The sequence below is a fragment of the Allobosea sp. GW822-FHT05A11 genome (assembly GCF_058800455.1).
The window spans coordinates 160,123-183,250 of sequence record NZ_JBXAMI010000004.1; the positions used below are offsets into that span (position 1 = coordinate 160,123).

26 protein-coding genes are annotated in these 23,128 nt (G+C 66.4%); 23 read left to right on the forward strand and 3 right to left on the reverse strand.

Annotation, left to right across the window (positions count from 1 at the left end; all coding sequences use genetic code 11):
* Positions 1 to 68: 68 nt before the first annotated feature.
* On the forward strand, positions 69 to 698 hold the full coding sequence (locus tag AC1RLU_RS14635; protein WP_492796409.1) for a hypothetical protein: 630 nt from the start codon (positions 69 to 71) through the stop codon (positions 696 to 698).
* Here the strand turns inward: AC1RLU_RS14635 and AC1RLU_RS14640 are convergent, their stop codons facing one another.
* Complete coding sequence (locus AC1RLU_RS14640) at positions 699 to 1,391, reverse strand: Crp/Fnr family transcriptional regulator (protein ID WP_492796411.1); 693 nt, start codon at positions 1,389 to 1,391, stop codon at positions 699 to 701.
* Between the two features lie 347 nt (positions 1,392 to 1,738).
* Between AC1RLU_RS14640 and napE the strand changes: the two genes are divergently transcribed.
* From napE to AC1RLU_RS14720, 16 genes are all read left to right on the forward strand, one after another.
* Entirely contained in the window at positions 1,739 to 1,933 is a 195-nt protein-coding gene (napE, locus tag AC1RLU_RS14645) for a periplasmic nitrate reductase, NapE protein (protein WP_061967144.1), read from the forward strand.
* A gap of 10 nt (positions 1,934 to 1,943) precedes the next feature.
* The gene (gene napF, locus AC1RLU_RS14650) at positions 1,944 to 2,456 is read left to right on the forward strand and encodes a ferredoxin-type protein NapF (RefSeq protein WP_492796413.1); all 513 of its coding nucleotides are present in this window, start codon (positions 1,944 to 1,946) and stop codon (positions 2,454 to 2,456) included.
* On the forward strand, positions 2,449 to 2,736 hold the full coding sequence (locus AC1RLU_RS14655; RefSeq protein ID WP_113587778.1) for a chaperone NapD: 288 nt from the start codon (positions 2,449 to 2,451) through the stop codon (positions 2,734 to 2,736). The genes napF and AC1RLU_RS14655 overlap by 8 nt, the downstream gene beginning before the upstream one ends.
* Positions 2,733 to 5,234: a periplasmic nitrate reductase subunit alpha gene (gene napA / locus AC1RLU_RS14660; protein ID WP_492796414.1), complete on the forward strand. Its 2,502-nt coding sequence runs from the start codon at positions 2,733 to 2,735 to the stop codon at positions 5,232 to 5,234. Before AC1RLU_RS14655 ends, napA begins: the two co-directional genes overlap by 4 nt.
* A complete protein-coding gene (locus AC1RLU_RS14665) occupies positions 5,201 to 5,704 on the forward strand; it encodes a nitrate reductase cytochrome c-type subunit (RefSeq protein WP_492796416.1) in 504 nt (167 codons plus the stop codon). Before napA ends, AC1RLU_RS14665 begins: the two co-directional genes overlap by 34 nt.
* Positions 5,705 to 5,713: 9 nt before the next feature.
* Positions 5,714 to 6,427: a NapC/NirT family cytochrome c gene (locus tag AC1RLU_RS14670; protein ID WP_061967153.1), complete on the forward strand. Its 714-nt coding sequence runs from the start codon at positions 5,714 to 5,716 to the stop codon at positions 6,425 to 6,427.
* 169 nt (positions 6,428 to 6,596) lie between these two features.
* On the forward strand, positions 6,597 to 8,252 hold the full coding sequence (gene ccoN, locus AC1RLU_RS14675) for a cytochrome-c oxidase, cbb3-type subunit I (RefSeq protein WP_492796417.1): 1,656 nt from the start codon (positions 6,597 to 6,599) through the stop codon (positions 8,250 to 8,252).
* 4 nt (positions 8,253 to 8,256) lie between these two features.
* Positions 8,257 to 8,991 (forward strand): cytochrome-c oxidase, cbb3-type subunit II, encoded by a 735-nt coding sequence (ccoO, locus tag AC1RLU_RS14680; RefSeq protein ID WP_492796418.1) that lies wholly within the window; start codon positions 8,257 to 8,259, stop codon positions 8,989 to 8,991.
* Positions 8,992 to 8,995: 4 nt separating this feature from the next.
* On the forward strand, positions 8,996 to 9,166 hold the full coding sequence (locus AC1RLU_RS14685; protein ID WP_061967157.1) for a cbb3-type cytochrome c oxidase subunit 3: 171 nt from the start codon (positions 8,996 to 8,998) through the stop codon (positions 9,164 to 9,166).
* Positions 9,167 to 9,169: 3 nt separating this feature from the next.
* Positions 9,170 to 10,048 carry a cytochrome-c oxidase, cbb3-type subunit III gene (ccoP, locus tag AC1RLU_RS14690; protein ID WP_492796420.1) on the forward strand — a complete coding sequence of 293 codons (879 nt, stop codon included), beginning with the start codon at positions 9,170 to 9,172 and terminating at the stop codon, positions 10,046 to 10,048.
* A complete protein-coding gene (locus tag AC1RLU_RS14695; RefSeq protein WP_492796422.1) occupies positions 10,045 to 10,254 on the forward strand; it encodes a hypothetical protein in 210 nt (69 codons plus the stop codon). Before ccoP ends, AC1RLU_RS14695 begins: the two co-directional genes overlap by 4 nt.
* Positions 10,255 to 10,268: 14 nt before the next feature.
* A complete protein-coding gene (locus AC1RLU_RS14700; protein WP_492796424.1) occupies positions 10,269 to 11,054 on the forward strand; it encodes a DUF2189 domain-containing protein in 786 nt (261 codons plus the stop codon).
* Positions 11,051 to 13,309 carry a heavy metal translocating P-type ATPase gene (locus AC1RLU_RS14705; RefSeq protein WP_492796426.1) on the forward strand — a complete coding sequence of 753 codons (2,259 nt, stop codon included), beginning with the start codon at positions 11,051 to 11,053 and terminating at the stop codon, positions 13,307 to 13,309. The genes AC1RLU_RS14700 and AC1RLU_RS14705 overlap by 4 nt, the downstream gene beginning before the upstream one ends.
* A complete protein-coding gene (gene ccoS / locus AC1RLU_RS14710) occupies positions 13,306 to 13,521 on the forward strand; it encodes a cbb3-type cytochrome oxidase assembly protein CcoS (protein ID WP_061967166.1) in 216 nt (71 codons plus the stop codon). The genes AC1RLU_RS14705 and ccoS overlap by 4 nt, the downstream gene beginning before the upstream one ends.
* Positions 13,518 to 13,820 carry a DUF6522 family protein gene (locus AC1RLU_RS14715; protein ID WP_142112013.1) on the forward strand — a complete coding sequence of 101 codons (303 nt, stop codon included), beginning with the start codon at positions 13,518 to 13,520 and terminating at the stop codon, positions 13,818 to 13,820. The genes ccoS and AC1RLU_RS14715 overlap by 4 nt, the downstream gene beginning before the upstream one ends.
* 163 nt (positions 13,821 to 13,983) lie before the next feature.
* A complete protein-coding gene (locus AC1RLU_RS14720) occupies positions 13,984 to 14,235 on the forward strand; it encodes a hypothetical protein (protein WP_162260089.1) in 252 nt (83 codons plus the stop codon).
* A 54-nt stretch (positions 14,236 to 14,289) separates the two neighbouring features.
* On the opposite strand, the gene AC1RLU_RS14725 is transcribed toward AC1RLU_RS14720, so the two are convergent.
* On the reverse strand, positions 14,290 to 15,153 hold the full coding sequence (locus AC1RLU_RS14725) for a LysR family transcriptional regulator (RefSeq protein ID WP_061967170.1): 864 nt from the start codon (positions 15,151 to 15,153) through the stop codon (positions 14,290 to 14,292).
* A 121-nt stretch (positions 15,154 to 15,274) separates the two neighbouring features.
* Between AC1RLU_RS14725 and AC1RLU_RS14730 the strand changes: the two genes are divergently transcribed.
* The 6 genes from AC1RLU_RS14730 to AC1RLU_RS14755 all read left to right on the forward strand — a co-directional run bounded on the left by AC1RLU_RS14730 (position 15,275) and on the right by AC1RLU_RS14755 (position 22,299).
* Positions 15,275 to 15,748, forward strand: a complete 474-nt coding sequence (locus AC1RLU_RS14730) for a formate dehydrogenase subunit gamma (protein ID WP_492796429.1) — start codon at positions 15,275 to 15,277, stop codon at positions 15,746 to 15,748.
* Positions 15,745 to 17,301: a formate dehydrogenase beta subunit gene (locus AC1RLU_RS14735; protein WP_492796431.1), complete on the forward strand. Its 1,557-nt coding sequence runs from the start codon at positions 15,745 to 15,747 to the stop codon at positions 17,299 to 17,301. The genes AC1RLU_RS14730 and AC1RLU_RS14735 overlap by 4 nt, the downstream gene beginning before the upstream one ends.
* Positions 17,302 to 17,312: 11 nt before the next feature.
* Complete coding sequence (fdhF, locus tag AC1RLU_RS14740; protein ID WP_492796432.1) at positions 17,313 to 20,153, forward strand: formate dehydrogenase subunit alpha; 2,841 nt, start codon at positions 17,313 to 17,315, stop codon at positions 20,151 to 20,153.
* Between the two features lie 5 nt (positions 20,154 to 20,158).
* Positions 20,159 to 20,386: a formate dehydrogenase subunit delta gene (locus AC1RLU_RS14745; protein WP_061967178.1), complete on the forward strand. Its 228-nt coding sequence runs from the start codon at positions 20,159 to 20,161 to the stop codon at positions 20,384 to 20,386.
* Between the two features lie 58 nt (positions 20,387 to 20,444).
* Entirely contained in the window at positions 20,445 to 21,890 is a 1,446-nt protein-coding gene (locus AC1RLU_RS14750; RefSeq protein ID WP_492796434.1) for an L-lactate MFS transporter, read from the forward strand.
* Between the two features lie 283 nt (positions 21,891 to 22,173).
* Positions 22,174 to 22,299, forward strand: a complete 126-nt coding sequence (locus AC1RLU_RS14755) for an MFS transporter small subunit (protein WP_274532868.1) — start codon at positions 22,174 to 22,176, stop codon at positions 22,297 to 22,299.
* Positions 22,300 to 22,453: 154 nt separating this feature from the next.
* Here AC1RLU_RS14755 and AC1RLU_RS14760 read toward each other — a convergent pair whose 3' ends face one another.
* Positions 22,454 to 22,774: a hypothetical protein gene (locus AC1RLU_RS14760; protein WP_492796436.1), complete on the reverse strand. Its 321-nt coding sequence runs from the start codon at positions 22,772 to 22,774 to the stop codon at positions 22,454 to 22,456.
* Positions 22,775 to 23,128: the final 354 nt, after the last annotated feature.

The following is a 23,128-nucleotide window of genomic DNA, read 5'->3' on the forward strand; positions in this document are numbered from 1 at the left end:
TTTCACACGATGAAATCATTCCGGGGCGAAGCCGCGAGGCCGGCAGCCCCTTGCTCGAAGGGAGCGCGATGAGTTTCCCGTCCTTCTTCGCCGACGCGCCGCGCCTCAAGGTCCGCGACCCGCTCTCCGCCTTCCTCGGGACCAGCGAAGGCGGCATCCTCGAATATGGCTACGAGGATGCGGTGCGGCTGGCCGGCCATTCCTGCCCGGCCGTCGCCGGTGCCTATCTGATGGTGGTCAACGGGCTCGGTTATCTCCATGACGACGAGATGCCGGAGCGCGGCGGCATCGAGGTCTTCATGCGCGGCGAGCGCGACCAGGGGACGACCGGCGTCCTGGCCTCGGTCGCGACGCTGCTGACCGGGGCTGCACCTGAGACCGGGTTCGGCGGGATCGGACCCGCGCAGCGCTTCTCCCGGCGCGACCTGCTGCATTTCGGTGCCGATATCGAAGGCACGATGGCATTGCGCCGCCGCGATACCGGGGCCGGGGTTGTGATCGACATCGATACGGGTGCGGTGCCGCATGCGTCGGCGATGGGCGGATTGATGCCACAGGCGGTGGCCGGGGAGGCGGATGAGGCGGAGCTCGAGCGTTTTGCCGCGCTCTGGCAAGACCGCGTCCGGCGGATGCTGATCGAGCATGCCGACGATCCGAAGCTGATCCATCTCTACGACTGGTTGCCGGACGAGGCCTGATCAGCCGGCGTTCTCCGCCAAGCGTTTCAGGGCGGGTGCGTCGCAGACGACGAGCTTCTGGCGGCCGCCCTCGACCAACCCTTGCGCCTCCCAGGCGCTGAGGATGCGGGAGACCGTGTGCAGCGTCGTGCCGGTCATCTCGGCGATGTCGCGCCGCGAAATCGGGAAGTCGACGCGCAGGCCGGCCTCGACGGGCTTGCCGGCCTGCTCGACCAGCCGCAGCACGGCATGGGCCACGCGCCGCTCGACCTCCTCGGTCGACATCTCGCGGATGCGCGTATGGGCCTCGTCCAGGCGCTGGCCGATGGTGCGGATCGCGTTCATTGCCAGATGCGGGTTGTCGGCGACGAAGACGTCCCAGGATTCGGTTGGCCAGCTCGCGACGAGGCTGTCGACCGCCGCCGTCGCGGTGCCCGGATAGTCGCTGCGGCCCAATGCCCGTGTGAAGCCGAACAGGTCGCCGGGATGGACGATGCGCACGATGATCTGCTGGCCGTCGCGCGTGACCTGCGTCACTTTCAGCCGGCCGTGCAGCAGAAGGTAGAAGGCTTTGGCTGTCTCGCCCTGCTCGAAGACGGCCTCGCCCTGCGGGACCCGCCGTGCGCTGGCCTGCGCCGTCATGCGGTCGAGCTGGTCGTCGCTCATCGCGGCGAACAGCGGGACGCTGCGCAGCACGCTGCGGTCCATTCCCACGTGACAGCCTTTCCCTCGGACGGGTTCAGGGGCGCCCGCGATGTCCCGATCCGTCGGCGCGCGGCGCCGGATAAGACTGCAATCGATGGCCGCGTTCAAGTGCGGCACGGTGGCCCGCAGGGGAAAGGCGATGCCCATTCGAGAGCGTTGTAAGAAGGGCAATATCCGGGCCACCAGGACCGGATAGGTCGCATTCGGCGGACCTTGTTTGCGTTATGTCAAAGACGGCTGCGAAAGGGCAGCGCAGTGTGGCCCTTGACATGGACAGCACCCGGGAATCCATATTCTCTTTAGTCAATCTCTCAACACGAGCCGGTGCGATATGCGGCCGGCCGAAAGGGGTGGAGATGACGATCGAGACCGCGAAGACGGGCGGCCCGGAGGCCGCGCCCGAGAAGCCGACACGTCGCGCCGAACTCCTCGCCTTCCTGACGCTGGCTGTGCTGATCTGGCCGGTCGTAGCGGTCGGCGTCGTCGGCGGTTACGGCTTCCTCGTCTGGATGTCGCAAATCGTCCTCGGCCCGCCCGGGCCTCCGCGTTGAGGAGGCGGGCATGGACGAGAATGCCATCGATCTCGGGCGGCGACGTTTCCTGACAGGCCGCTCCGCGCAGCCGCAGTCTGAAGGCGTGCGCCCGCCGTGGTCGCGCGTGGCTTCGGTCGCGGCGGCCTGCACTGGTTGCGGCGTCTGCGTGCCGGCCTGTCCGCAGCACATCATCGCGCTGGATGCCGGCGGCAGGCCGATCCTGAACTTCGCCGAGAGCGAGTGCAGCTTCTGCGGCGCCTGTGCGGAAGCTTGCCCCGAGCCGGTCTTCGATCGCCTGCTCCCGGCCTTCGAGCACGTTGCGGCGGTCGGCGCCGATTGCTTCGCCAGGCGCGGCATCGTCTGCCAGAGCTGCGGCGATGCCTGCCCGGAAAGCGCGATCCGCTTCCGCCCTCGGCTCGGCGGACCAGCCCTGCCGGAGATCGCGAGCGATCGCTGCAATGGCTGCGGCGCCTGCATCGCGGCCTGTCCGGCACAGGCCATTGCGGTCGGCGCGCGTCCGATGGAGGCGGCTCATGCCTGAGCGTCCCCGTCAGCGCTTTCATCACATTTCGAGCGCCGTCGTCTCGGCCCTGCCGGCCAAGGTTGAGGTCGTGCTCGCCAGCATCGCAGAGCTTCCCGAGACCGAGATCCATCGGGTCGAGAACGGCAAGATCGTGATCGTGCTGGAAGGCTCCAGCACCGGCGTGATCGGCGACCGGCTGGCCGCCATCAGCCTGATCGACGGCGTGCTCTCGGCCAACATGGTGTTCGAGCAGATCGAAGACCTCGAAACCCTCGACGACCCCGGAGTGATCCCATGACCCTGTCCCGTCGCGAGATGCTGAAGGCGCAGGCGGCTGGCGTCGCCGCGCTCGCCGCCAATATGAGCGTGCCCGCCGAGGCCCAGCCGGTTGCGGGCGGCGTCGGCAGCCTGCAGATCAAATGGTCGAAGGCGCCGTGCCGCTTCTGCGGCACCGGCTGCGGCGTCATGGTCGGCGTCAAGGAAGGCAAGGTCATCGCCACCCATGGCGACATGAAGGCCGAGGTCAATCGCGGCCTGAACTGCATCAAGGGCTATTTCCTCTCCAAGATCATGTACGGCAACGACCGGCTGACCCAGCCGCTGCTGCGCAAGAAGAACGGCGTCTACGCCAAGGACGGCGAGTTCACGCCGGTGTCCTGGGAGGAGGCCTTCGACACCATGGCCGCCAAGGCCAAGGAAACGCTCAAGGCCAAGGGGCCGACCGCGCTCGGCATGTTCGGCTCCGGCCAGTGGACGATCTTCGAGGGCTATGCCGCGACCAAGCTGATGCGGGCCGGCTTCCGCTCCAACAATCTCGACCCGAACGCCCGCCACTGCATGGCCTCGGCGGCCTATGCCTTCATGCGCACCTTCGGCATGGACGAGCCGATGGGCTGCTACGACGATTTCGAGCATGCCGACGCCTTCGTGCTCTGGGGCTCGAACATGGCGGAGATGCACCCGATCCTGTGGACGCGGGTGACGGACCGCCGGCTCGGCCAGCCGCATGTGAAGGTCGCGGTCCTCTCGACCTATACCCACCGCAGCTCGGACCTTGCCGATATCCCGATCGTGTTCAAGCCGGGCACGGACCTCGCGATCCTGAATTACATCGCCAACCACATCATCTCGACCGGGCGGGTGAACACCGATTTCGTCGAGAAGCACACCACCTTCGTCAAAGGCGCGACCGAAATCGGCTACGGCTTGCGCCCCGATGATCCGCGCGAGGTCAAGGCACGCAAGGCGGAGGATGTCACGGCGACGACGCCGATCGACTTCGCGGCCTTCGCGGCCTCGGTCAAGGACTACACGCTGGAGAAGGTCTCTGCGCTGACCGGGGTCGAGCCCGGCTTCCTGCAACAGCTCGCCGAACTCTATGCCGACCCCAAACGCAAGGTCATGTCGCTCTGGACCATGGGCTTCAACCAGCATGTGCGCGGCGTCTGGGCCAACCAGATGGTCTACAACCTGCATCTGCTGACGGGGAAGATTTCGGAGCCGGGCAACAGCCCGTTCTCGCTGACCGGCCAGCCCTCGGCCTGCGGCACGGCGCGCGAGGTCGGCACTTTCGCCCATCGCCTGCCGGCCGACATGACGGTGACCAATCCCGAGCACCGCAAGCATGCCGAGGAAATCTGGCGCGTCCCGCACGGGATCATCCCGGAAAAGCCCGGCTACCACGCCGTTGAGCAGGACCGGATGCTCAAGGACGGCAAGCTCAATTTCTACTGGATCCAGGTCAATAACAACCTCCAGGCCTCGCCGAATAGCAGCAACGAGGCCTATCCGGGCTATCGCAACCCCGACAATTTCATCGTCGTCTCCGATGCCTATCCGACGGTGACGGCGATGGCCGCCGACCTGATCCTGCCGGCGGCGATGTGGGTCGAGAAGGAGGGCGCCTACGGCAATGCCGAGCGGCGCACCCATGTCTGGCACCAGCTCGTCAATGCACCGGGCGAGGCGCGCTCGGACCTCTGGCAATTGATGGAGTTCTCGAAGCGCTTCACCACCGACGAGGTCTGGCCGGCTGAAATCCTCGACGCCAACCCGAACTACAAGGGCAAGACGCTCTTCGACTTGCTGTACCGCAACGGTAATGTCGACAAATTCGATGTCTCCGAGATCGATCCGGGCTACGAGAACCGGGAGGCGAAGGCCTTCGGCTTCTACGCGCAAAAGGGGCTTTTCGAGGAATATGCCGCCTTCGGCCGCGGTCATGGCCACGATCTCGGGCCCTATGACCTCTACCATCAGGTCCGCGGCCTGCGCTGGCCGGTGGTCGACGGCAAGGAGACGCTCTGGCGCTACCGCGAGGGGCTCGACCCCTATGTGAAGCCGGGCAAGGGCGTCGAGTTCTACGGCAACAAGGACGGCAAGGCCCGGATCATTGCGGTGCCCTACGAGCCGCCGGCGGAATCGCCTGATGGCGACTACGACCTCTGGCTGGTCACCGGCCGCGTGCTGGAGCACTGGCATTCCGGCTCGATGACGATGCGGGTGCCGGAACTCTACAAGGCCTTCCCCGGCGCTCGCTGCTTCATGCATCCGGAAGATGCCCGCAAGCGCGGGCTCAACCAGGGCGCCGAGATCCGGCTGATCTCGCGCCGCGGCGAGATGCGCACCCGCGTCGAGACGCGCGGGCGCAACCGCATGCCGCCCGGCGTGGTCTTCGTGCCCTGGTTCGATGCCAGCCAGCTCATCAACAAGACGACGCTCGACGCCACCGATCCCATCTCCAAGCAGACGGATTTCAAGAAATGCGCGGTCAAGATCGTTCCGGTCTCGGGCTGATGCGCTCGCGGACCTTGCTCGGGGCGGCCCTCGCGGCCGGCCTCGTCCTCGCCTTCGGTGCCGCCGTCTCGCAGGAGGGCGCGCCAATCAAGATCGTGCCGCGGCTGACCGGCACCGCTGATCCGATGGCGCTCGAACGCGTGCCGGCGCTCGGCCGCCCGGTCGTCGACGATGTCCGGCGCATGCGCAACTATCCGGAGCAGCCGCCGGTGATCCCGCATGCGATCGACGGCTACCAGCTCACCCTGAACACCAATCGCTGCATGGACTGCCACAAGCGCGAGTTCACGGAAGGCTCGGGCGCGCCGATGATCAGCGTCACTCATTTCCAGGACCGCGACGGGCAGGTGCTCTCGGACGTGACGCCACGGCGCTATTTCTGCACGGCCTGCCATGTCCAGCAGACCGATGTCCCGCCCCTGGTCCAGAACCGGTTCCAGGACGCCAAAGACATCGGCCGGAAGCCATAGGCGCGCATCATGGCCAGGCTCAAATCCTTCATTCTCTGGTGCTGGGGCGTCGTCGTCAGCTTCTGGCGCATCATCAGCAGGCCGAGCGCCTATCTGCCGCTCGGCCTGCTGACGCTCGGCGGCTTCGTCGGCGGCGTGCTCTTCTGGGGCGGCTTCAACACGGCGCTGGAAGTCACCAACACCGAGAAATTCTGCACCTCCTGTCACGAGATGCGCGACAACGTCTATCAGGAGCTGCAGTCGACGGTGCATTTCTCCAATCGTTCTGGCGTGCGCGCGACCTGCCCGGACTGCCATGTCCCGCATAACTGGACCGACAAGATCGCCCGCAAGATGCAGGCCTCGAAGGAGGTCTGGGGCAAAATCTTCGGGACGATCTCGACGCGCGAGAAATTCCTCAACATGCGCCTCGAACTCGCCAAGCACGAATGGTCGCGGTTGAAGGCGAACGACTCGCTGGAATGCCGCAACTGCCACTCCTCCGTCGCGATGGACTTCACCAAGCAGACCCGCCGCGCCGCCGAGATCCACAGCCGCTTCCTGACCACCGGCGAGAAGACCTGCATCGACTGCCACAAGGGCATCGCGCATCTGCTGCCGGACATGACCGGAATCGAGCCCGGGTGGAAGGACGCGCCGGAGCTGCAGGGCAAGGGCAGCGCCTCCTGGCATGGGCCGGAGCGCGCCGTCCGCACCTATCTCGCGGAGATCGAGACACGGTGAGATTCCGTTCCGCTGACGACCGCGCGGCGTGCCCTGCGTCAATTTTTCCTAGGGCATTATGTCCGATCTCCAGATCGGCAAATCAGGTATCTGAGATGATTCTTTTATGCGATATCCGTCGCGAAGGCACGGGGCCGTCGGCCCGCGCCAGTCATGGAGAAGGTGAGCGATGATTGCGGCACTCACTGTCGCGGAGCGGCAGCGCGCCATATCGATCTCGGCGCTTCTGGCGCTGTGCGGGTTTGCCATGGCGATCGCCGGCCGCGACGACCTGTTCGCCGTGCATGGCGCGATCATCCTGCTGTTCGGGCTCGGCTGCATCGGCCTTGTCATGTCGAGCTATTTCGCGCCGGAGCCGTCCGATGAGCGCCTGACGCGCTATTACGACGATCCGACGCGGGTCGGGATCGTGCTCTCGCTCGGCTGGGCCGTGGCCGGCATGTTCTTCGGCGTCTGGGTTGCGGCGCTCCTGGCCTGGCCGGATCTCACCTTCGATGCGGGATGGGCGAGCTTCGGCCGCCTGCGGCCGGTCCATACCTCGGGCGTGATCTTCGGCTTCGGCGGCAATGCGCTGATCGCGACCTCCTTCCACGTCCTGCAGCGGACCACGCGGGCGCGCCTGCCGGACCAGTTCAGCCCCTGGTTCGTGCTGATCGGCTACAACCTGTTCTGCGTGCTGGCGGCTACCGGCTACCTGATGGGCATCACCCAGTCGAAGGAATATGCCGAGCCGGAATGGTATGCCGATATCTGGCTGGTCATCGTCTGGGTCACCTATTTCCTGATCTACATCCGCACGCTGCAGCGGCGGAAGGAACCGCATATCTACGTCGCCAACTGGTACTACATGGCCTTCATCCTGGTCGTGGCGGTGCTGCACATCGTCAACAACCCGGCGGTGCCGATCTCCTTCGGCGAGGCCAAGAGCTATTCGCTGTTCTCCGGCGTCCAGGATGCGATGACGCAGTGGTGGTACGGCCACAACGCGGTCGCCTTCTTCCTGACCTCCGGCTTCCTCGGGATGATGTACTACTACCTGCCGAAGCGGGCAGGGCGGCCGATCTACTCCTACAGGCTGTCGATCATCAGCTTCTGGGGCATCACCTTCATGTATATGTGGGCGGGCTCGCACCACCTGCACTACACGGCGCTGCCGCAATGGGTGCAGACGCTGGGCATGACCTTCTCGGTCGTCCTGCTGGTGCCGTCCTGGGCCTCGGCCGGCAATGCGCTGGCGACGCTCAACGGCGCCTGGGGCAAGGTGCGCGACGACGCGACGCTGCGCTTCATGATGGTCGCCGCGGTGTTCTACGGGCTCTCGACCTTCGAAGGCTCGTTCATGGCGATCCGGGCGGTCAACTCGCTCTCGCACTATACCGACTGGACGGTCGGCCATGTTCATGCCGGCGCGCTCGGCTGGGTGGCGATGATCACCTTCGGCTCGCTCTACGCGCTGGTGCCGTGGATGTGGAAGGTCGAGCGGATGTATTCGCCCAAGCTGATCGAGGTCCATTTCTGGCTCGCTCTGGCCGGGACCGTCATCTACGTCTTCGCGATGTGGAACTCGGGCATCATCCAGGGCCTGATGTGGCGCACCTATAACGACAGCGGCACGCTAGCCTATTCCTTCATCGACAGCCTGGTCGCGATGCATCCCTATTACATCGCGCGCACCGTCGGCGGGCTGCTGTTCCTGATCGGTGCGATCGTGGCCTCCTACAATGTCTGGATGACGATCCGGATGTCCCGTTCGCAGGCTGCGGCGGGCGCCGGCGACAGCGACCTGCCGGCGCTCCAGGGCGCTGCGCTTCAGGCGGGGGAGTAAGCCGATGCGCGAGTTCTTTCATCGCAAGCTCGAACGCAGCGCGATCGGCTTCGTCCTCGCCATCATCGGCGTCTCCGCGATCGGCGGCTTCGTCGAGATCGCACCGCTCTTCACTATCGGCGATACCGTCGAGAAGGCGCCGGACATGCGCGTCTACACGCCGCTCGAGCTGGCCGGGCGCAACATCTACATCCGCGAGGGCTGCTATGCCTGCCATAGCCAGATGATCCGGACGCTGCGCGACGAGGTCGAGCGCTACGGGCCGTATTCCCTGGCGGTCGAGTCGAAATACGACCATCCGATGCTCTGGGGCTCCAAGCGCACGGGGCCGGATATCGCCCGGCTCGGCGGCAAATATTCCGACGCCTGGCATGTCGCGCATCTGATCAACCCGCGCGATGTCGTGCCGCAATCGGTGATGCCGAAATACGGCTGGTTGATGCGCAACGAATTGAAGACCGAGGATCTCGGCCGGCATCTCAAGGCGCAGCGCGCGGTCGGCGTGCCCTATACCGATGCGCAGATCGCCAATGCCGGCACGGATGCCTATGGCCAGGCGAGCCCCGACAGCGCCTACGCGGGCGGCGTCAGCGAACGCTATGGCGAGGCGACGAACGTGCGCGCCTTCGACGGCGAGCCGGGGCGCCTGACCGAGATGGATGCGGTGGTCGCCTATCTCCAGGTGCTGGGCCGCCTGACCGATGCTGCGCAGAAGCAGACCGCCGCGGCGGAGAAGTGAGACGATGGATGTCGATCACCATACGCTTGTCGGTTTCGCCAAGAGCTGGGGGCTGTTCTACCTCGTGGCCATGGCGATCGGCGTGCTGATCTACGCGTTGTGGCCGTCGAACCGAAAGCGCTTCGATCGGGCCAAGAAGAGCATTTTCGACAAGGACGACAGGCCGGGGGACTGAGCGATGGCAGATGCGAGGCGCGACCCCGCCACGGGGACAATCACGACGGGCCATGAGTGGAACGGCATCGAGGAACTCGACACGCCGATTCCGCGCGTGGTGCTGTTCTTCCTGGCCGTCACGACCCTGTTCTCGATCGGCTACTGGCTGCTGATGCCGGCCTGGCCGCTGGGCGTGACCTATACCAAGGGCTTGCTCGGCATGGACCAGCGCCAGGTCGTGGCCGAGCAGGTGCGCGATGCCGCCACTGAGCGGGCGAGCTGGACCGCGAAGCTCGACAAGGCCTCCTTCGCCGATATCGCCGCCGACCCCGCGCTGATGCGCCATGTCCGCGATACCGGGCGCACTCTCTTCGAGGATAACTGCGCGGTCTGTCACGGCGTGCAAGGGAAGGGCGGGCCGGGCTTCCCCAATCTCGCCGCCGGCTCCTGGCTCTGGGGCGGCAGCCCGGAGGCGATCGCCGAGACGATCCGCGTCGGCATCAACGGCACGGCGAAGGATACGCGCACCGGACAGATGATGGCCTTCGGCCGCGACGGCATTCTCCAGCGCGAGCAGGTCCTGGCCGTCGCCTCTTATGTCCGTTCGCTCTCGGGCCAGAAGCTCGACGCGGCCGAGCAGGCGCGCGTGCCGGCGGGCAAGGAGGTCTTCGCGGCGAACTGCGTCGCCTGCCATGGCGAGAACGCCAAGGGCCAGCATGATCTCGGCGCCCCGGACCTCACCGATGCCAACTGGATCTATGGTGGCGACCTGCAATCGGTCGTGAACAGCATCCATGGCGGGCGGCAGGGACATATGCCGAGCTGGGAAGGCCGGCTCTCGCCGACCGATATCAAGCTGCTGGCGCTCTATGTCGGCACGCTCGGTGAGGCGAAGCGATGAGCGCTTCAGCAGACGGCGAAACACGGCGGCGCCGCGGTGGGCGGAAAGCCTTCTGGCTCGCGCTCGCCGGGGTGCTGGCAGGCGGGCTGATCCTCGCCAACGCCCATCTGGTCTATGTCGCCATAGGCTCGCAGCCGGACTGCGTGCCGCATGCAAAATCGGCGGGCGAGGCGGGCGGGTTCCGCGCCGCGCGCCCGTCCTGCTGAGGGAGGAGAAGCACATGGCTGCGATCGGGAACGGCCAGGAGATGCCGCTGCCTCTCTCCGCCCAGCGACGGCGTAATCTGCCGGCGGGCGCGGCTCTGTCCTGGCTCGGCGCGGGCTGGCGCGATCTCTGGCGCAATCCGGTGCCGAGCCTGCTCTACGGGCTCGCGGTCTTCGCGGTCTCCGCCGTGATCGTCTGGGGGCTGTTCCGGCTCGGGCTCGACTACATCCTGTTCCCGGCACTGGCGGGCTTCATGGTGATGGGGCCGCTCTTGGCGATCGGGCTCTACCAGAAAAGCCGCGCGATCGAGCAGGGCGAGCCGGTCAGCCTCTCCCGGATGATCTTCGTCAAGGCGGCTTCGGGCGGGCAGGTCTGGTACACGGGCGCGATCCTCTCGCTGCTGATGCTGGTCTGGATGCGGGCGGCGGTCATCATCTATGCGCTGTTCTTCGGGCTCAGGCCATTCCCGGGCCTCCACGAGGTCGCGGCCATGCTGTTCGGGACGCCGATCGGCTGGGCGATGCTGCTGGTCGGCACCGTGGTCGGCGGGCTGTTCGCGGCCTTCTCCTTCGCGATCAGCGCCTTCGCGATCCCGATGCTGCTGGACGAGCGGGTGGATGCCTTCACCGCGATGGGCACCAGCATCTCGATGGTCTGGCGGAACCTGCCGGTGATGATCGCCTGGGGCGCCATCGTGCTCGCCCTGTTCCTTGTCTCGATCGCGACCGGGCTTCTCGGCCTGATCGTGGTCTTCCCGCTGCTCGGCCATGCGACCTGGCACAGCTATCGGGCGCTCAGGTGAGCTGCTGCGCGCCGCCGCTGGCTCTGGACGGCGCACCCGATCCGTCGGCGGTGCGGCAGGAGATCCGCCTCGCCAGCCGCGATCTCGGCAATGGCCTGCGCCAGAGCGACCTCTCGGTGCCCGGCCTGCATTGTGCCGCCTGCATCCGGGCGGTCGAGACCGGGCTTGCCCGATTGCCGGGCGTCGCGCAGGTCAGGGTCAATCTCTCGACCCGCCGCGTCGCCGTGCAATGGCGGGGCGAGGAGGCGCCGGAGCTGCTGACGGCATTGGCCGGGCTCGGATATCCCGGCCATCTCTTCGAGAGCGAAGCGGAGGGTACGGACCCCGAGCGCGACCGGCTGATCCGGTCGCTGGCGGTCGCTGGCTTTTGCGCCATGAACATCATGCTGCTCTCGGTCTCGGTCTGGTCGGGGGCGGAGCCCGAGACGCGGCAGGCCTTCCACTGGATTTCGGGCGCGCTGGCCTTGCCCTGCCTGCTCTATTCCGGCCGCATCTTCTTCGCCTCGGCCTGGGCGATGCTGCGGCGCGGGCGCACCAACATGGACGTGCCGATCTCGATCGGCATCTGTCTCGCCTTTGCTCTCAGCCTCTACGACACGATCCATGACGGGCCGCATGCCTATTTCGACGCGGCGACCTCGCTGATCTTCTTCCTGCTGATCGGCCGCACGCTCGACCATCTCATGCACGAGAAGGCGCGCGCTGCCGTGCGAGGGCTGATGCGGCTGGCGCCGCGCGGCGCGACCGTGCTCGATACCGATGGCGGGCGGACTTATCTGCCGCTGGCCGAGGTGGCGCCGGGCATGCGGATCGCGCTCACGGTCGGCGAGCGCGTGCCCGTCGACGGCATCGTGGAGGAGGGCGCTTCCGAGCTCGATTGCGCCATCGCCACTGGCGAGAGCGCTCCGCAATCCGTGTCGCCGGGCATGGCGGTGCAGGCCGGGACGCTCAATCTCTCGGGGCCGCTAACGATCCTCGCCACGGCCAAAGCCGAGAGCTCCTTCCTGGCCGAGATGGTCCGGTTGATGGAGGCCGCGGAGGGCGGGCGCGCCCGCTATCGCCGCATCGCTGATCGCGCGGCGGCGCTCTATTCGCCGGTGGTCCATGCGACCGCGCTGATCGCCTTCCTCGGCTGGATGATGGCGACCGGCGACTGGCATCGCGCGATCACCATCGCGATCGCCGTGCTGATCATCACCTGCCCCTGCGCGCTGGGGCTGGCCGTGCCGATCGTCCAGGTCGTGGCCTCGCGACGCCTGTTCGAGGCCGGGATCATGGTCAAGGACGGCTCGGCGATCGAGCGCATCGCCGAGATCGACACGGTCGCCTTCGACAAGACGGGCACGCTGACCTACGGCCAGCCGCAACTGGTCGATCCCGCCTCGATCCCGGCCAGGGATCTGGCCATCGCAGCGGGGATCGCCCGGCGTTCGAGCCACCCGCTCTCCCGCGCCATCGCGGCTGCAGCGCCGGAAGCAGGCTTGGCGCTGACGGACATCCGGGAGCATCCCGGCTTCGGCGTCGAGGCCGAGCTGGAAGGGCATTGCTATCGCCTCGGGCGTGCGGAATGGGCCCTGGCGGAAGCGGGCGGTCAGCCGGAAAGCGGGACGGTGCTGAGCCGCGACGGCGCGCTCGTCGCCCGCTTCGCCTTTGCCGAGACTTTGCGCCCGCAGGCGCGGGCCGCTGTCGATGCCTTGCGGGCCGATGGCCTTTCCATCGTGCTGTTGTCCGGCGACAGACCTGTAGCGGTGCAGCCGATCGCCGGCGGGCTCGGTATCGATGCTGTCTCAGCCGGTCTGCTGCCGGCCGGGAAGGTCGAGCGTCTCGCCGCACTGGCTGCCGAGGATCGCAAGGTGCTGATGGTCGGTGACGGCCTCAACGATGCGCCCGCACTGGCTGCCGCGCATGCCTCGATGGCGCCGGCTTCGGCCGCCGATATCGGTCGCAACGCCGCGGATTTCGTCTTCCTGCATGACGGGCTCGATGCGGTTCCCACGGCGATTGCCGTCGCGCGGGCGGCAGGGCGGCTGATCAGGCAGAATTTCGCCCTGGCGATCCTCTACAACGCGCTGGCCCTGCCAGTTGCCATCGCGGGTTACGTCACGCCGCTGATCGCGGCGCTCGCCATGTCGCTGTCCTCGATCCTCGTCGTGGCCAATGCCTTGCGCCTCGATGCGGGCAAGGCGCAGGTTCGTGCCGAGATCGATACGCGGCAGGCCGGAAAGCTTGCCCCGGCCTGCGAACCCGGCGAATGAGCAGCCTGGTCTTCCTCGTTCCGTTGGCGCTGGTGCTTGGCGGGGCGGCGCTCGCCGCCTTCCTGTGGTCGTTGCGTAGCGGCCAGTATGACGATCTCGACGGCGCCGCCGAGCGGATCCTGCTCGATGAGGACGAAGGCGCTCTGGATGCGGCCGGCCCTTCGGTGCAGAAGGAGCCGGAACGATCGACGCGCCGGAGCGACATGTCATGACCACCGGTGAAGCCTTGCCCGAGCTTCCCTTCGTCCGGGATGCGGACGGCTCCTTCGTGCTCGATGCTGCGCGCTTGGCGAAGCGCTTCGGCTGGTCGGCGGAGGAATTGCGAGACCTGATGCGCCGCGGGCTGGTGACGAGCCGGGTCGAGCGCGGCGAGGCGGAGGATGAGGGGCGCTGGCGCCTCTCCGTCCGCTGCGGCAACCGCTGCTGGCAAGCCGTCGTCCAGCCCGATGGCACGGTTGCGGACGAGCAGCTTGATTTCGTTCCGCCGCAGGGCCGCCGCGAGCGGCGCTGACCGATAGCCTGCGGCCCGGCTTATGTCCGGCGCGCGGGTCGGCTGACCGGAGCCTTGCTATACATTTCCGGCCGCCATCCCGATAATGACCGCTCAGCAGGGTGAATCGCATCGGCAGCCGCCGGTCTTCGCTGTCCTCCTGCGCTTTCTCGACGAGGGAACGATGCGTCTTCTCCACCTTGCCCCGGCCACGGCCCTCCTTGCGGCACTCGGCGGTTGCGTCTCCAGCGAGCCGGTCGCTTATTCGGAACCCCCCGTGGTGCAAAGCATGACCTTCCAGCCGCAGCAGCGCAGCTATCTCGATGCCGGCCCGGCTCCGGCACGCCTGAGCGGGCCCGGCAATACGCGCGATAGCCAGACGGGCTTCGCCGGACGTTCCGACAGCTTCGGCGGCGGCGTGCTGCCCTCGTTCTGAGGCGGCGGGCGAGCCAAGCTCCGCCGCGATCAGCCTGCCTCCTGCTTCGGCGGCTCAGGGCGAGCCGATCGAGAGCAGGGTGCCCGCCATCTCCCTGATCATCGCGAGAGCTTCGGCCTGGGGCCCGTCCTGCGTGCCCGCGCGGGAGATCGCGTAGGCCGGCATGATGAAATGAGGCGCATCCTCGACGAGATGCAGCGTTCCGGCCGCGAGATGCGGGGCGATGATGCGTGCAGGAAAATAGCCGGAGCCGCCATGCTCCAGGATATGCTGCAGCCCCAGCCAGCCGACATTGGCGCTGAGCAGCGCGCCGCCGAAATCGGGGAAGCTCGCGCTGTGGCGCGCCTGGAATTCCGAGCCCCAGTCGACGAGGACATAGCCGGACTGCGGCTCGGGCGCGGATTGCGCATCCGTCGCAATCATGACCAGGCGGTCGTCGAACAGATGCTCGACCTTCAGACCCGGGCGGCTCTGCGGTGTGTACATCACGCCGATATCGAGGCGCCCCTCGATCAGCCCATGCATCAGCTCCGGCTCGAGCGCACTCTCGATCCGGATCGACACGTCGGGCCGGGCCCGCTGCATCGACGGTAGCCAGCGCAGCAGGAACTCCTCCCAAAGGCCGATCCGGCCGCCGACGGCCAGCGTTCCGGCCGCGCCCTCGGGCAGCCCGATATCGTGATGCGCTTGCACCACCGTCTGGACCAGCGTCGCGGCATGGCGTTGGAAGCGGTGCCCGGCCGCCGTCAAGGTTGTTCCGGCCTTGTTGCGGACGAACAACCGGCAGCGCAATTGCTCCTCCAGCACGTTGATCCGCGTGCTCACCGTCGACTGGCTGACATGGAGCCGGTCCGCCGCGCCGCTGAAATTGCCGGCCGAGACCACCGTCAGAAAGGTTCGTGCCAGTTCCGTATCCATATCGGCCGTCTTTTAAATCTATAAATCCGATACGTAAGTTTATAATTATTCGTTTGTCAAAACCATCTGCCTGCATGAGCCTGCGATTCAAGCAGATCGTAGAGATCGCAGGGGAAAAGCATTGGAGCGGCATCTGGCCTGGGATGGCGATATCGCTGCCCGCATCATCTCGGAATGGAAATCCCGCGAGGGCGCCTTGCTGCCGATCCTGCACGCGCTGCAGGAGGAGTTCGGCTATATCCATCCGGCAGCCACGGCCCTCGTGGCGGATGCGCTGAATATCGGGCGCGCCGAAGTCCATGGCGTCATCACCTTCTATCCGGATTTCCGGCAGGCACCGCCTGCGGCCCATAGCCTGAAGCTGTGCCGGGCCGAGGCCTGCCAGTCCCAAGGCGCGGAGCGGCTGGCGCGACAGGTTCAGGAGGCGCTGGGCATCGGCTTCGGCGGCACCAGCGCGGATGGCAAGGTCCAGCTCGAAGCGGTCTATTGCCTGGGACTCTGCTCTGTCGCCCCATCCGCGATGCTCGACGGCCGGATCGTCGGGCGGCTCGACGACGGCAAGCTCGCCTCGCTGCTGACGGAGGCCGGACAATGACGCCGCGGTTCTTCATTCCCTGCGACGCGGCGGCCATCGCGGTCGATGCCGATCGGGTGGCGGAGGCTTTGCAGGCGGTGGCCGATGCGCGCGGGCTCGCCATCGACATCGTCCGTACCGGCTCGCGCGGGCTTCACTGGCTCGAGCCGCTGGTCGAATACGCCACCCGCGACGGCCGCATCGGCTATGGCCCGGTCACTCCGGGCGACGCCGCCAGCGTACTCGATGCTACCCTGGCCGGCACGAGCCATCCGCTATGCCATGGCCTGACGGAGGCGCTGCCCTTCTTCGCGAAGCAGACCCGGCTGACCTTCGCGCGCTGCGGCATCGTCGATCCCCGTTCCCTGGAGGACTATATCGCCCATGGCGGCTATCGCGGGCTGGCCGCTGCGCTCGATGCCGGCCCGGCGGCGACCGTCGCGGCCGTCACGGAGTCCGGCTTGCGCGGGCGCGGCGGCGCCGGATTTCCGACCGGCATCAAATGGGACACCGTCGCCAAGGCGCAGGGCGAGCGGAAATACATCGTCTGCAATGCCGACGAAGGCGATAGCGGCACCTTCGCCGACCGCATGATCATGGAAGGCGATCCCTTCGTCCTGATCGAGGGCATGACGATCGCTGCCATCGCCGTCGGCGCGACCTATGGCTACATCTATGTCCGCTCGGAATATCCGCACGCGATCGCCGCGCTGGAGCATGCGCTGAGCGAGGCGCGCCGGAAGGGCATGCTGGGTGCGGCGATCGCCGGCTCGTCCCATGGCTTCGACATGGAGGTCCGGGTCGGCGCCGGTGCCTATGTTTGCGGCGAGGAGACCGCTCTTCTCGACAGTCTTGAGGGGCGCCGCGGTGTCGTTCGGGCCAAGCCGCCGCTGCCGGCACATAAGGGGCTCTTCGGCTGCCCCACCGCCATCAACAACGTGCTCTCGCTCGCGAGCGTGCCGATCATCCTCGACAAGGGCGCGGCGTTCTATCGCGATTTCGGCATGGGTCGCTCGCGCGGCACGATGCCGATCCAGCTCGCCGGCAATATCCGCCATCCCGGCCTGTTCGAGGTCGGCTTCGGCATCACGCTCGGCGAACTCGTCGACGAGATCGGCGGCGGCACGGCGAGCGGCCGGCCGGTGCGCGCCGTGCAGGTCGGCGGGCCACTCGGCGCCTATTTCCCGCGAGAGCTGTTCGACACGCCGTTCGACTACGAGGCCTTCGCGGCGCGCGACGGCCTGATCGGCCATGGTGGCATCGTCGTCTTCGACGACAGCGTCGACATGGCCCGGCAGGCGCGTTTCGCGATGGAGTTCTGCGCGGTCGAATCCTGCGGAAAATGCACGCCCTGCCGTGTCGGTTCGACCCGTGGCGTCGAGGTGATCGACCGCGTCATCGCCGGCGAGCAGCGCGCCGCCAACCTGACGGTGCTCGAAGACCTCTGCCACACCATGAAGCTCGGTTCGCTCTGCGCGCTCGGCGGGTTCACGCCCTATCCGGTGATGAGCGCGCTCACCCATTTTCCGGAAGATTTCGGCGTCACGCCGCCCAGCCGCCAGGCGGCGGAGTGAAGGAGGTCGCCATGCAGCTCGTCCAGGAAACCGACTATGGCACGCCGGCTTCCAAGGCCGAGGTCATGGTCACACTCACCATCGACGGCCGCAGCGCGACGGTGCCGGCCGGCACCTCGATCATGCGCGCGGCGATGGAGATCGGCACCGAGATCCCCAAGCTCTGCGCGACCGATATGCTCGACGCCTTCGGCTCCTGCCGGCTCTGCCTGATCGAGATCGAGGGCCGCAACGGCACGCCGGCCTCCTGTACGACCCCCGTCGCCGAGGGGTTGGTGGTGCATACGCGCTCGGAGCGGCTCGACCGTTTGCGCAAGGGCATCATGGAGCTCTATGTCTCCGACCATCCGGTCGCGGCGCTCGACCTAGCCGGTGAGGGCGATATCGAACTGCTCGACAAGGCCGCCGAGGTCGGGTTGACGGAGGTTCGCTACGGCTTCGACGGCGCCCGCCACCGCGATACCGGGCTCGACGAATCCAATCCCTATTTCAGCTACGACCCCGCCAAATGCATCGTCTGCTCGCGCTGCGTGCGGGCCTGCGAGGATGTGCAGGGCACCTTCGCGCTGACCATTACCGGCCGCGGCTTCGAATCCGTGATGGCGGCGGGCACCGACCAGTCCTTCCTGGAGTCGGACTGCGTCTCCTGCGGTGCCTGCGTACAGGCCTGCCCGACGGGCTCGCTGATCGAGAAGGTGGTCATCGCCAAGGGCAAGCCAGAATGGTCGACGGTCACGACCTGCGCCTATTGCGGCGTCGGCTGCTCGTTCAAGGCCGAGATGCGCGGCGACGAGGTCGTCCGCATGATCCCCTACAAGGACGGCAAGGCCAATCACGGCCACTCTTGCGTCAAGGGCCGCTTCGCCTGGGGCTATGCCAACCACAAGGAACGCATCCTCAACCCGATGATCCGGGAGAAGATCACCGACCCCTGGCGCGAGGTGTCCTGGGAGGAGGCGATCGCCCATACGGCGAGCGAGTTCAAGCGCATCCAGGCCAAATACGGCACGGGCTCGATCGGCGGCCTGACCTCGTCGCGCTGCACTGATGAGGAGACCTTCCTGGTCCAGAAGCTGGTGCGCGCCGGCTTCGGCAACAACAATGTCGATACCTGCGCCCGCGTCTGTCATTCGCCGACCGGCTACGGGCTCAGCACCACCTTCGGCACCTCGGCCGGCACGCAGGATTTCGATTCCGTCGAGCAGACCGACGTGATGCTCCTGATGGGCGCCAACCCGACCGATGCGCATCCCGTCTTCGGCTCGCGGATGAAGCAGCGCCTGCGCGAGGGCGCCAAGCTCATCGTCATCGATCCGCGCCGAATCGAATTGGTGCGCGCGCCCCATGTCGAGGCGGCCTACCATCTGCCGGTTCTGCCCGGCACCAATGTCGCGATCCTGACCGCGCTCGCCCATGTCGTCGTCACCGAGGGGCTGGTCGACGAGGCCTTCGTGCGCGAGCGCTGCGAATGGGACGCCTTCCAGGACTGGGCCGCCTTCGTCGCCGAGGAGCGCAACAGCCCGGAGGCCCTGTCGAAGGTCACCGGCGTCGCGGCCGCCGATATCCGCGGCGCGGCGCGCCTGTTCGCGACCGGCGGCAATGGCGCCATCTATTACGGGCTGGGCGTCACCGAGCACAGCCAGGGCTCGACCGCCGTGATGGCGATCGCCAATCTCGCCATGGCCACCGGCAATATCGGCCGGCCCGGCGTCGGCGTGAACCCGATGCGCGGGCAGAACAACGTCCAGGGCTCCTGCGACATGGGCTCCTTCCCGCACGAGTTCTCGGGCTATCGCCATGTCTCGAACGATGCGGTGCGCGGGCTGTTCGAGGATGCGTGGGGCACCTGGCTCGACAAGGAGCCGGGCCTGCGCATCAACAACATGCTCGACGCGGCCCTGGATGGCTCCTTCATGGGGCTCTACGTCCAGGGCGAGGACATCATGCAGTCCGACCCCGACACGCGCCATGTCGCAGCGGGCCTGTCGGCGATGGAATGCGTCGTCATGCAGGACCTGTTCCTGAACGAGACGGCGAACTACGCCCATGTCTTCCTGCCCGGCAGCACCTTCCTGGAGAAGGACGGCACCTTCATCAATGCCGAGCGGCGCATCCAGCTCGTGCGCAAGGTGATGGAGCCGAAATCCGGTCTGGCCGACTGGGAGATCACCGCCGCGCTCAGCAACGCGCTGGGCTACCCGATGCATTACGACCATCCCTCCGAGATCATGGACGAGATCGCGCGATTGACGCCGACCTTCGCCGGCGTCTCCTTTGAGCGTCTTGCCGAGCTCGGCTCGATCCAGTGGCCCTGCAACGAGCAGGCGCCGACCGGCACGCCGGTGATGCACATCGACAAATTCGTACGTGGCAAGGGCCATTTCGTCATCACCGAGTATCTCGCGACCGACGAACGCGTCGGCCCGCGCTATCCGCTGCTGCTGACGACCGGGCGCATCCTCTCGCAATACAATGTCGGCGCGCAGACGCGGCGCACCGAGAATGTCGTCTGGCACAAGGAAGACCTGCTCGAGATCCATCCGCATGACGCGGAGGAGCGCGGCATCGCCGACGGCTCCTGGGTCAGGCTGGCCAGTCGTTCCGGCGAGACCGCCTTGCGGGCGCTGGTGACCGAGCGCGTCGCGCCCGGCGTCGTCTATACGACCTTCCACCACCCGGACACGCAGGCCAACGTCGTCACCACCGATTATTCGGACTGGGCGACCAACTGCCCGGAATACAAATGCACGGCCGTGCAGGTCTCGCCTTCCAATGGACGCTCGGACTGGCAGGAGCGCTATTCCGCCTTCGCCGACAACAGCCGGCGGATCATGCCGCCGGCGGCGGAGTGAGCGCGATGCAGCTCGACCGGCTCATCCACATGGCCAACCAGATCGGCAGCTTCTTCGCGAGCCAGCCCCGGGCCGAAGTGGCCGAGGCGGTTGCGACCCATCTCCGGAAATTCTGGGACCCACGCATGCGCAGCGCCATCTGCGCGCATTTCGACGACGGCGGCAGCGGGCTCGACCCGCTGGTTCGCGATGCCGTCGCGCTGATCGCCACCGAGCGGACGAAAACCGGCTGAAACTCGCCAAAGCGCGAAGCCGAAAACAGGGCAACGACCCGGCTGGAGGAGGAAACGCATGACGACGATCGACCGACGAAACGAATACGCCAAATCGATGATCCCCTTCCTGGATCGCGAGCGAACCATCGCCAAGCCCGGTTACAGCCGCTGGCTGGTGCCGCCGGCGGCACTCTGCGTCCATCTGTGCATCGGCCAGGCCTATGCCTTCAGCGTCTTCAACCTGCCGATGACGCGCCTGATCGGCGTCTCTCAATCAGCCCCGGACGACTGGAAGCTGACCGAGCTCGGCTGGATCTTCTCGATCGCGATGGTGTTCCTCGGGGTGTCGGCGGCCGTCTTCGGGCGCTGGGTCGAGGAGGGCGGGCCGCGCAAGGCGATGTTCACCGCTGCGATCTGCTGGGCGAGCGGCTTCCTCATCTCCGCGCTCGGCGTCAAGCTGCACAATCTCTGGCTGATCTATCTCGGCTACGGCGTGATCGGCGGCTGCGCGCTCGGCATCGGCTATATCTCGCCGGTCTCGACATTGATGAAGTGGTTTCCCGATCGGCCCGGCATGGCCACCGGCATGGCGATCATGGGCTTCGGTGGCGGTGCGCTGATCGCCTCGCCGCTCTCGGTCTGGCTGATGAGCAAGTGCCAGACGGCGAGCGATGTCGGCGTGCTCTGGAGCTTCATCACGCTGGGCTGCGTCTATTTCCTGTTCATGATGTTCGGTGCGCTGACCGTCCGGGTGCCGGCGCCGGGCTGGAAGCCGGAAGGCTATGTGCCGCCGGCGACGGCGAGCAAGCTGATCACCAAGAACGACGTCTTCGTCTACCAGGCGATCAAGACCCCGCAATTCTGGCTGATCTGGACGGTCCTCTTCGTCAACACCACCGCCGGGATCGGCGTGCTCGGCCAGGCTTCCGCCATGAGTCAGGAGATGTTTCCCGGGCGGATCACCCCGGTCGCGGCTGCCGGCCTCGTCGGGCTGATGAGCCTGTTCAACATGGGCGGGCGCTTCAGCTGGGCCTCGCTATCGGACTATATCGGGCGCAAGAACACCTATTTCTGCTACATGGTGCTGGGGTTCATCCTCTACATCACGGTGCCCTATGCCGGTGGCAGCGGCAATGTCGTGCTGTTCGTCATCTGCTTCCTGATCATCGTCAGCATGTATGGCGGCGGCTTCTCGACCGTGCCGGCCTATCTGCGCGATATGTTCGGCACCCGCTATGTCGGTGCCATCCACGGCATCCTGCTGACGGCATGGTCGGCGGCGGGCATCGCCGGGCCGGTGCTGATCAATTACATCCGCGAATACAATCTCGCGCATGGCGTGCCCAAGGCGCAGGCTTACAACGTCACCATGTACATCATGGCGGGACTGCTCGTGATCGGCTTCATCGCCAATCTCTGCGTCAGGGCGGTCGATAAGCGCCATCACATGGTGAGCGAGGCCGAGCCGTCCCGTGGTCTCGATCTGCCGGGCGGTGCCCAGGCCGCGCCCGCACAGGCGTGAGGAGCGGAGCCATGCCCATCATAGCACCTCGGGAGCCGCCATTGCGGCTCCTGCTGCTGGCCTGGCTTCGCTATTGGCTCCGGCACGCCATGGCATCGCTTCGGCCGCAGCACAGCGCCACCGGCATCGCTGCCCTGGTTGCAGGTAGCGGCCACCCATCGGGCTTCTAGGGCGATTTCTGGATATTCTGAATCCGGAAAACGACCCAAGCCGTTGTTCTTGCTGCATTTCATTCTGCGAAGCCGACGTCCGCTTCGCTCGAAAATGTTCCGGGGAGATCATCATGCAGAGTAACGATAGCGCTCCGACCAGCACCCTTCGCCTCGTCGTGGCCTGGAGCATCGCGGGCATTCCGCTGCTGGGCGGCGTAGCCCAGACGCTGGTCAACGCGATGAAGCTCTTCCAGTAATCCCAACGGTCGGAGCTGCGCATCGTCGCTGCTTCGGCCAAGAATTAGAGCATCGGACTGAATGCCGTATTCAGTCCGATGCTCCAGGCTTTTGATTTGGCATCGGCATTCTCCGAAAACCGCGTTCCACTTTTTCGGGCCGATGCTCTCGGCGCTACTCCGGCAGCCGAAGCCCGGCCAGGAAGGTCGCGACGGTCAATGTCTTGGCCGGCTGAGCCCGGCATTGGCGTTCGACGGCATCCAGCACTTCGCCATCCCCATATCGCGACAGTCGCGATGGAGAGCCGTGGCGCAGGGCGTCGATCACCCAGCGGCCGATCAGGCCGTGCATTTCAGCATCCGCGGCTTCGCGCTTCATCCAGGCTTCGCAGGTAATGTAGTCCTGCAGGAATTCGCCCTGGCGCAGCACCTCGCTCGTTGCTGCTGCCGGGCAGGCCAGAATCCAAAGAGCCGCCACCGTCGCCAGACGCACCATCCCCCACCCCTTCCGCTCTTCCCAAGGCTGCTTCCGACCTTCCTGTACCGCCGGATCCGGACCGACAGGCTTCCTTGCTTCGCGCGCTGCCACCTGACACGCGCGACGGGGAGCCTCGATGCCTGACGATACGACCTGAGACGGGAGCAGTAGATCAGCAAGCATAGCAAGCTTCGCTTGCGCTGCAACAGCCGAAACCTTCCACGGACGTTGTTACAGGCCGCTCAGGCTTTATCTCGCGTCTGCAATATAGTTCGGCCGTTCCGGCAAGAGTATTCAAGATCAGCTTCGACAAGCTTCCGCGGCACGGGCAAGACCGGCCTTGCAGATCCATGTCCGAAAGGCCGAAGGCAC

Bases quoted from the DNA above. Each gene is read 5' to 3' on its own strand.
- napF (WP_492796413.1), top strand. From the start codon at position 1,944: ATGGACGAGAATGCCATCGATCTCGGGCGGCGACGTTTCCTGACAGGC.
- AC1RLU_RS14760 (WP_492796436.1), bottom strand. From the start codon at position 22,774: ATGGTGCGTCTGGCGACGGTGGCGGCTCTTTGGATTCTGGCCTGCCCG.
- AC1RLU_RS14755 (WP_274532868.1), top strand. From the start codon at position 22,174: ATGCAGAGTAACGATAGCGCTCCGACCAGCACCCTTCGCCTCGTCGTG.
- AC1RLU_RS14685 (WP_061967157.1), top strand. From the start codon at position 8,996: ATGGATGTCGATCACCATACGCTTGTCGGTTTCGCCAAGAGCTGGGGG.
- ccoP (WP_492796420.1), top strand. From the start codon at position 9,170: ATGGCAGATGCGAGGCGCGACCCCGCCACGGGGACAATCACGACGGGC.
- AC1RLU_RS14750 (WP_492796434.1), top strand. From the start codon at position 20,445: ATGACGACGATCGACCGACGAAACGAATACGCCAAATCGATGATCCCC.
- fdhF (WP_492796432.1), top strand. From the start codon at position 17,313: ATGCAGCTCGTCCAGGAAACCGACTATGGCACGCCGGCTTCCAAGGCC.
- AC1RLU_RS14745 (WP_061967178.1), top strand. From the start codon at position 20,159: ATGCAGCTCGACCGGCTCATCCACATGGCCAACCAGATCGGCAGCTTC.
- AC1RLU_RS14670 (WP_061967153.1), top strand. From the start codon at position 5,714: ATGGCCAGGCTCAAATCCTTCATTCTCTGGTGCTGGGGCGTCGTCGTC.
- AC1RLU_RS14725 (WP_061967170.1), bottom strand. From the start codon at position 15,153: ATGGATACGGAACTGGCACGAACCTTTCTGACGGTGGTCTCGGCCGGC.
- AC1RLU_RS14715 (WP_142112013.1), top strand. From the start codon at position 13,518: ATGACCACCGGTGAAGCCTTGCCCGAGCTTCCCTTCGTCCGGGATGCG.
- ccoS (WP_061967166.1), top strand. From the start codon at position 13,306: ATGAGCAGCCTGGTCTTCCTCGTTCCGTTGGCGCTGGTGCTTGGCGGG.
- napA (WP_492796414.1), top strand. From the start codon at position 2,733: ATGACCCTGTCCCGTCGCGAGATGCTGAAGGCGCAGGCGGCTGGCGTC.
- AC1RLU_RS14735 (WP_492796431.1), top strand. From the start codon at position 15,745: ATGACGCCGCGGTTCTTCATTCCCTGCGACGCGGCGGCCATCGCGGTC.
- AC1RLU_RS14700 (WP_492796424.1), top strand. From the start codon at position 10,269: ATGGCTGCGATCGGGAACGGCCAGGAGATGCCGCTGCCTCTCTCCGCC.
- napE (WP_061967144.1), top strand. From the start codon at position 1,739: ATGACGATCGAGACCGCGAAGACGGGCGGCCCGGAGGCCGCGCCCGAG.
- AC1RLU_RS14655 (WP_113587778.1), top strand. From the start codon at position 2,449: ATGCCTGAGCGTCCCCGTCAGCGCTTTCATCACATTTCGAGCGCCGTC.
- AC1RLU_RS14695 (WP_492796422.1), top strand. From the start codon at position 10,045: ATGAGCGCTTCAGCAGACGGCGAAACACGGCGGCGCCGCGGTGGGCGG.
- AC1RLU_RS14720 (WP_162260089.1), top strand. From the start codon at position 13,984: ATGCGTCTTCTCCACCTTGCCCCGGCCACGGCCCTCCTTGCGGCACTC.
- AC1RLU_RS14665 (WP_492796416.1), top strand. From the start codon at position 5,201: ATGCGCGGTCAAGATCGTTCCGGTCTCGGGCTGATGCGCTCGCGGACC.
- AC1RLU_RS14635 (WP_492796409.1), top strand. From the start codon at position 69: ATGAGTTTCCCGTCCTTCTTCGCCGACGCGCCGCGCCTCAAGGTCCGC.
- ccoO (WP_492796418.1), top strand. From the start codon at position 8,257: ATGCGCGAGTTCTTTCATCGCAAGCTCGAACGCAGCGCGATCGGCTTC.
- ccoN (WP_492796417.1), top strand. From the start codon at position 6,597: ATGATTGCGGCACTCACTGTCGCGGAGCGGCAGCGCGCCATATCGATC.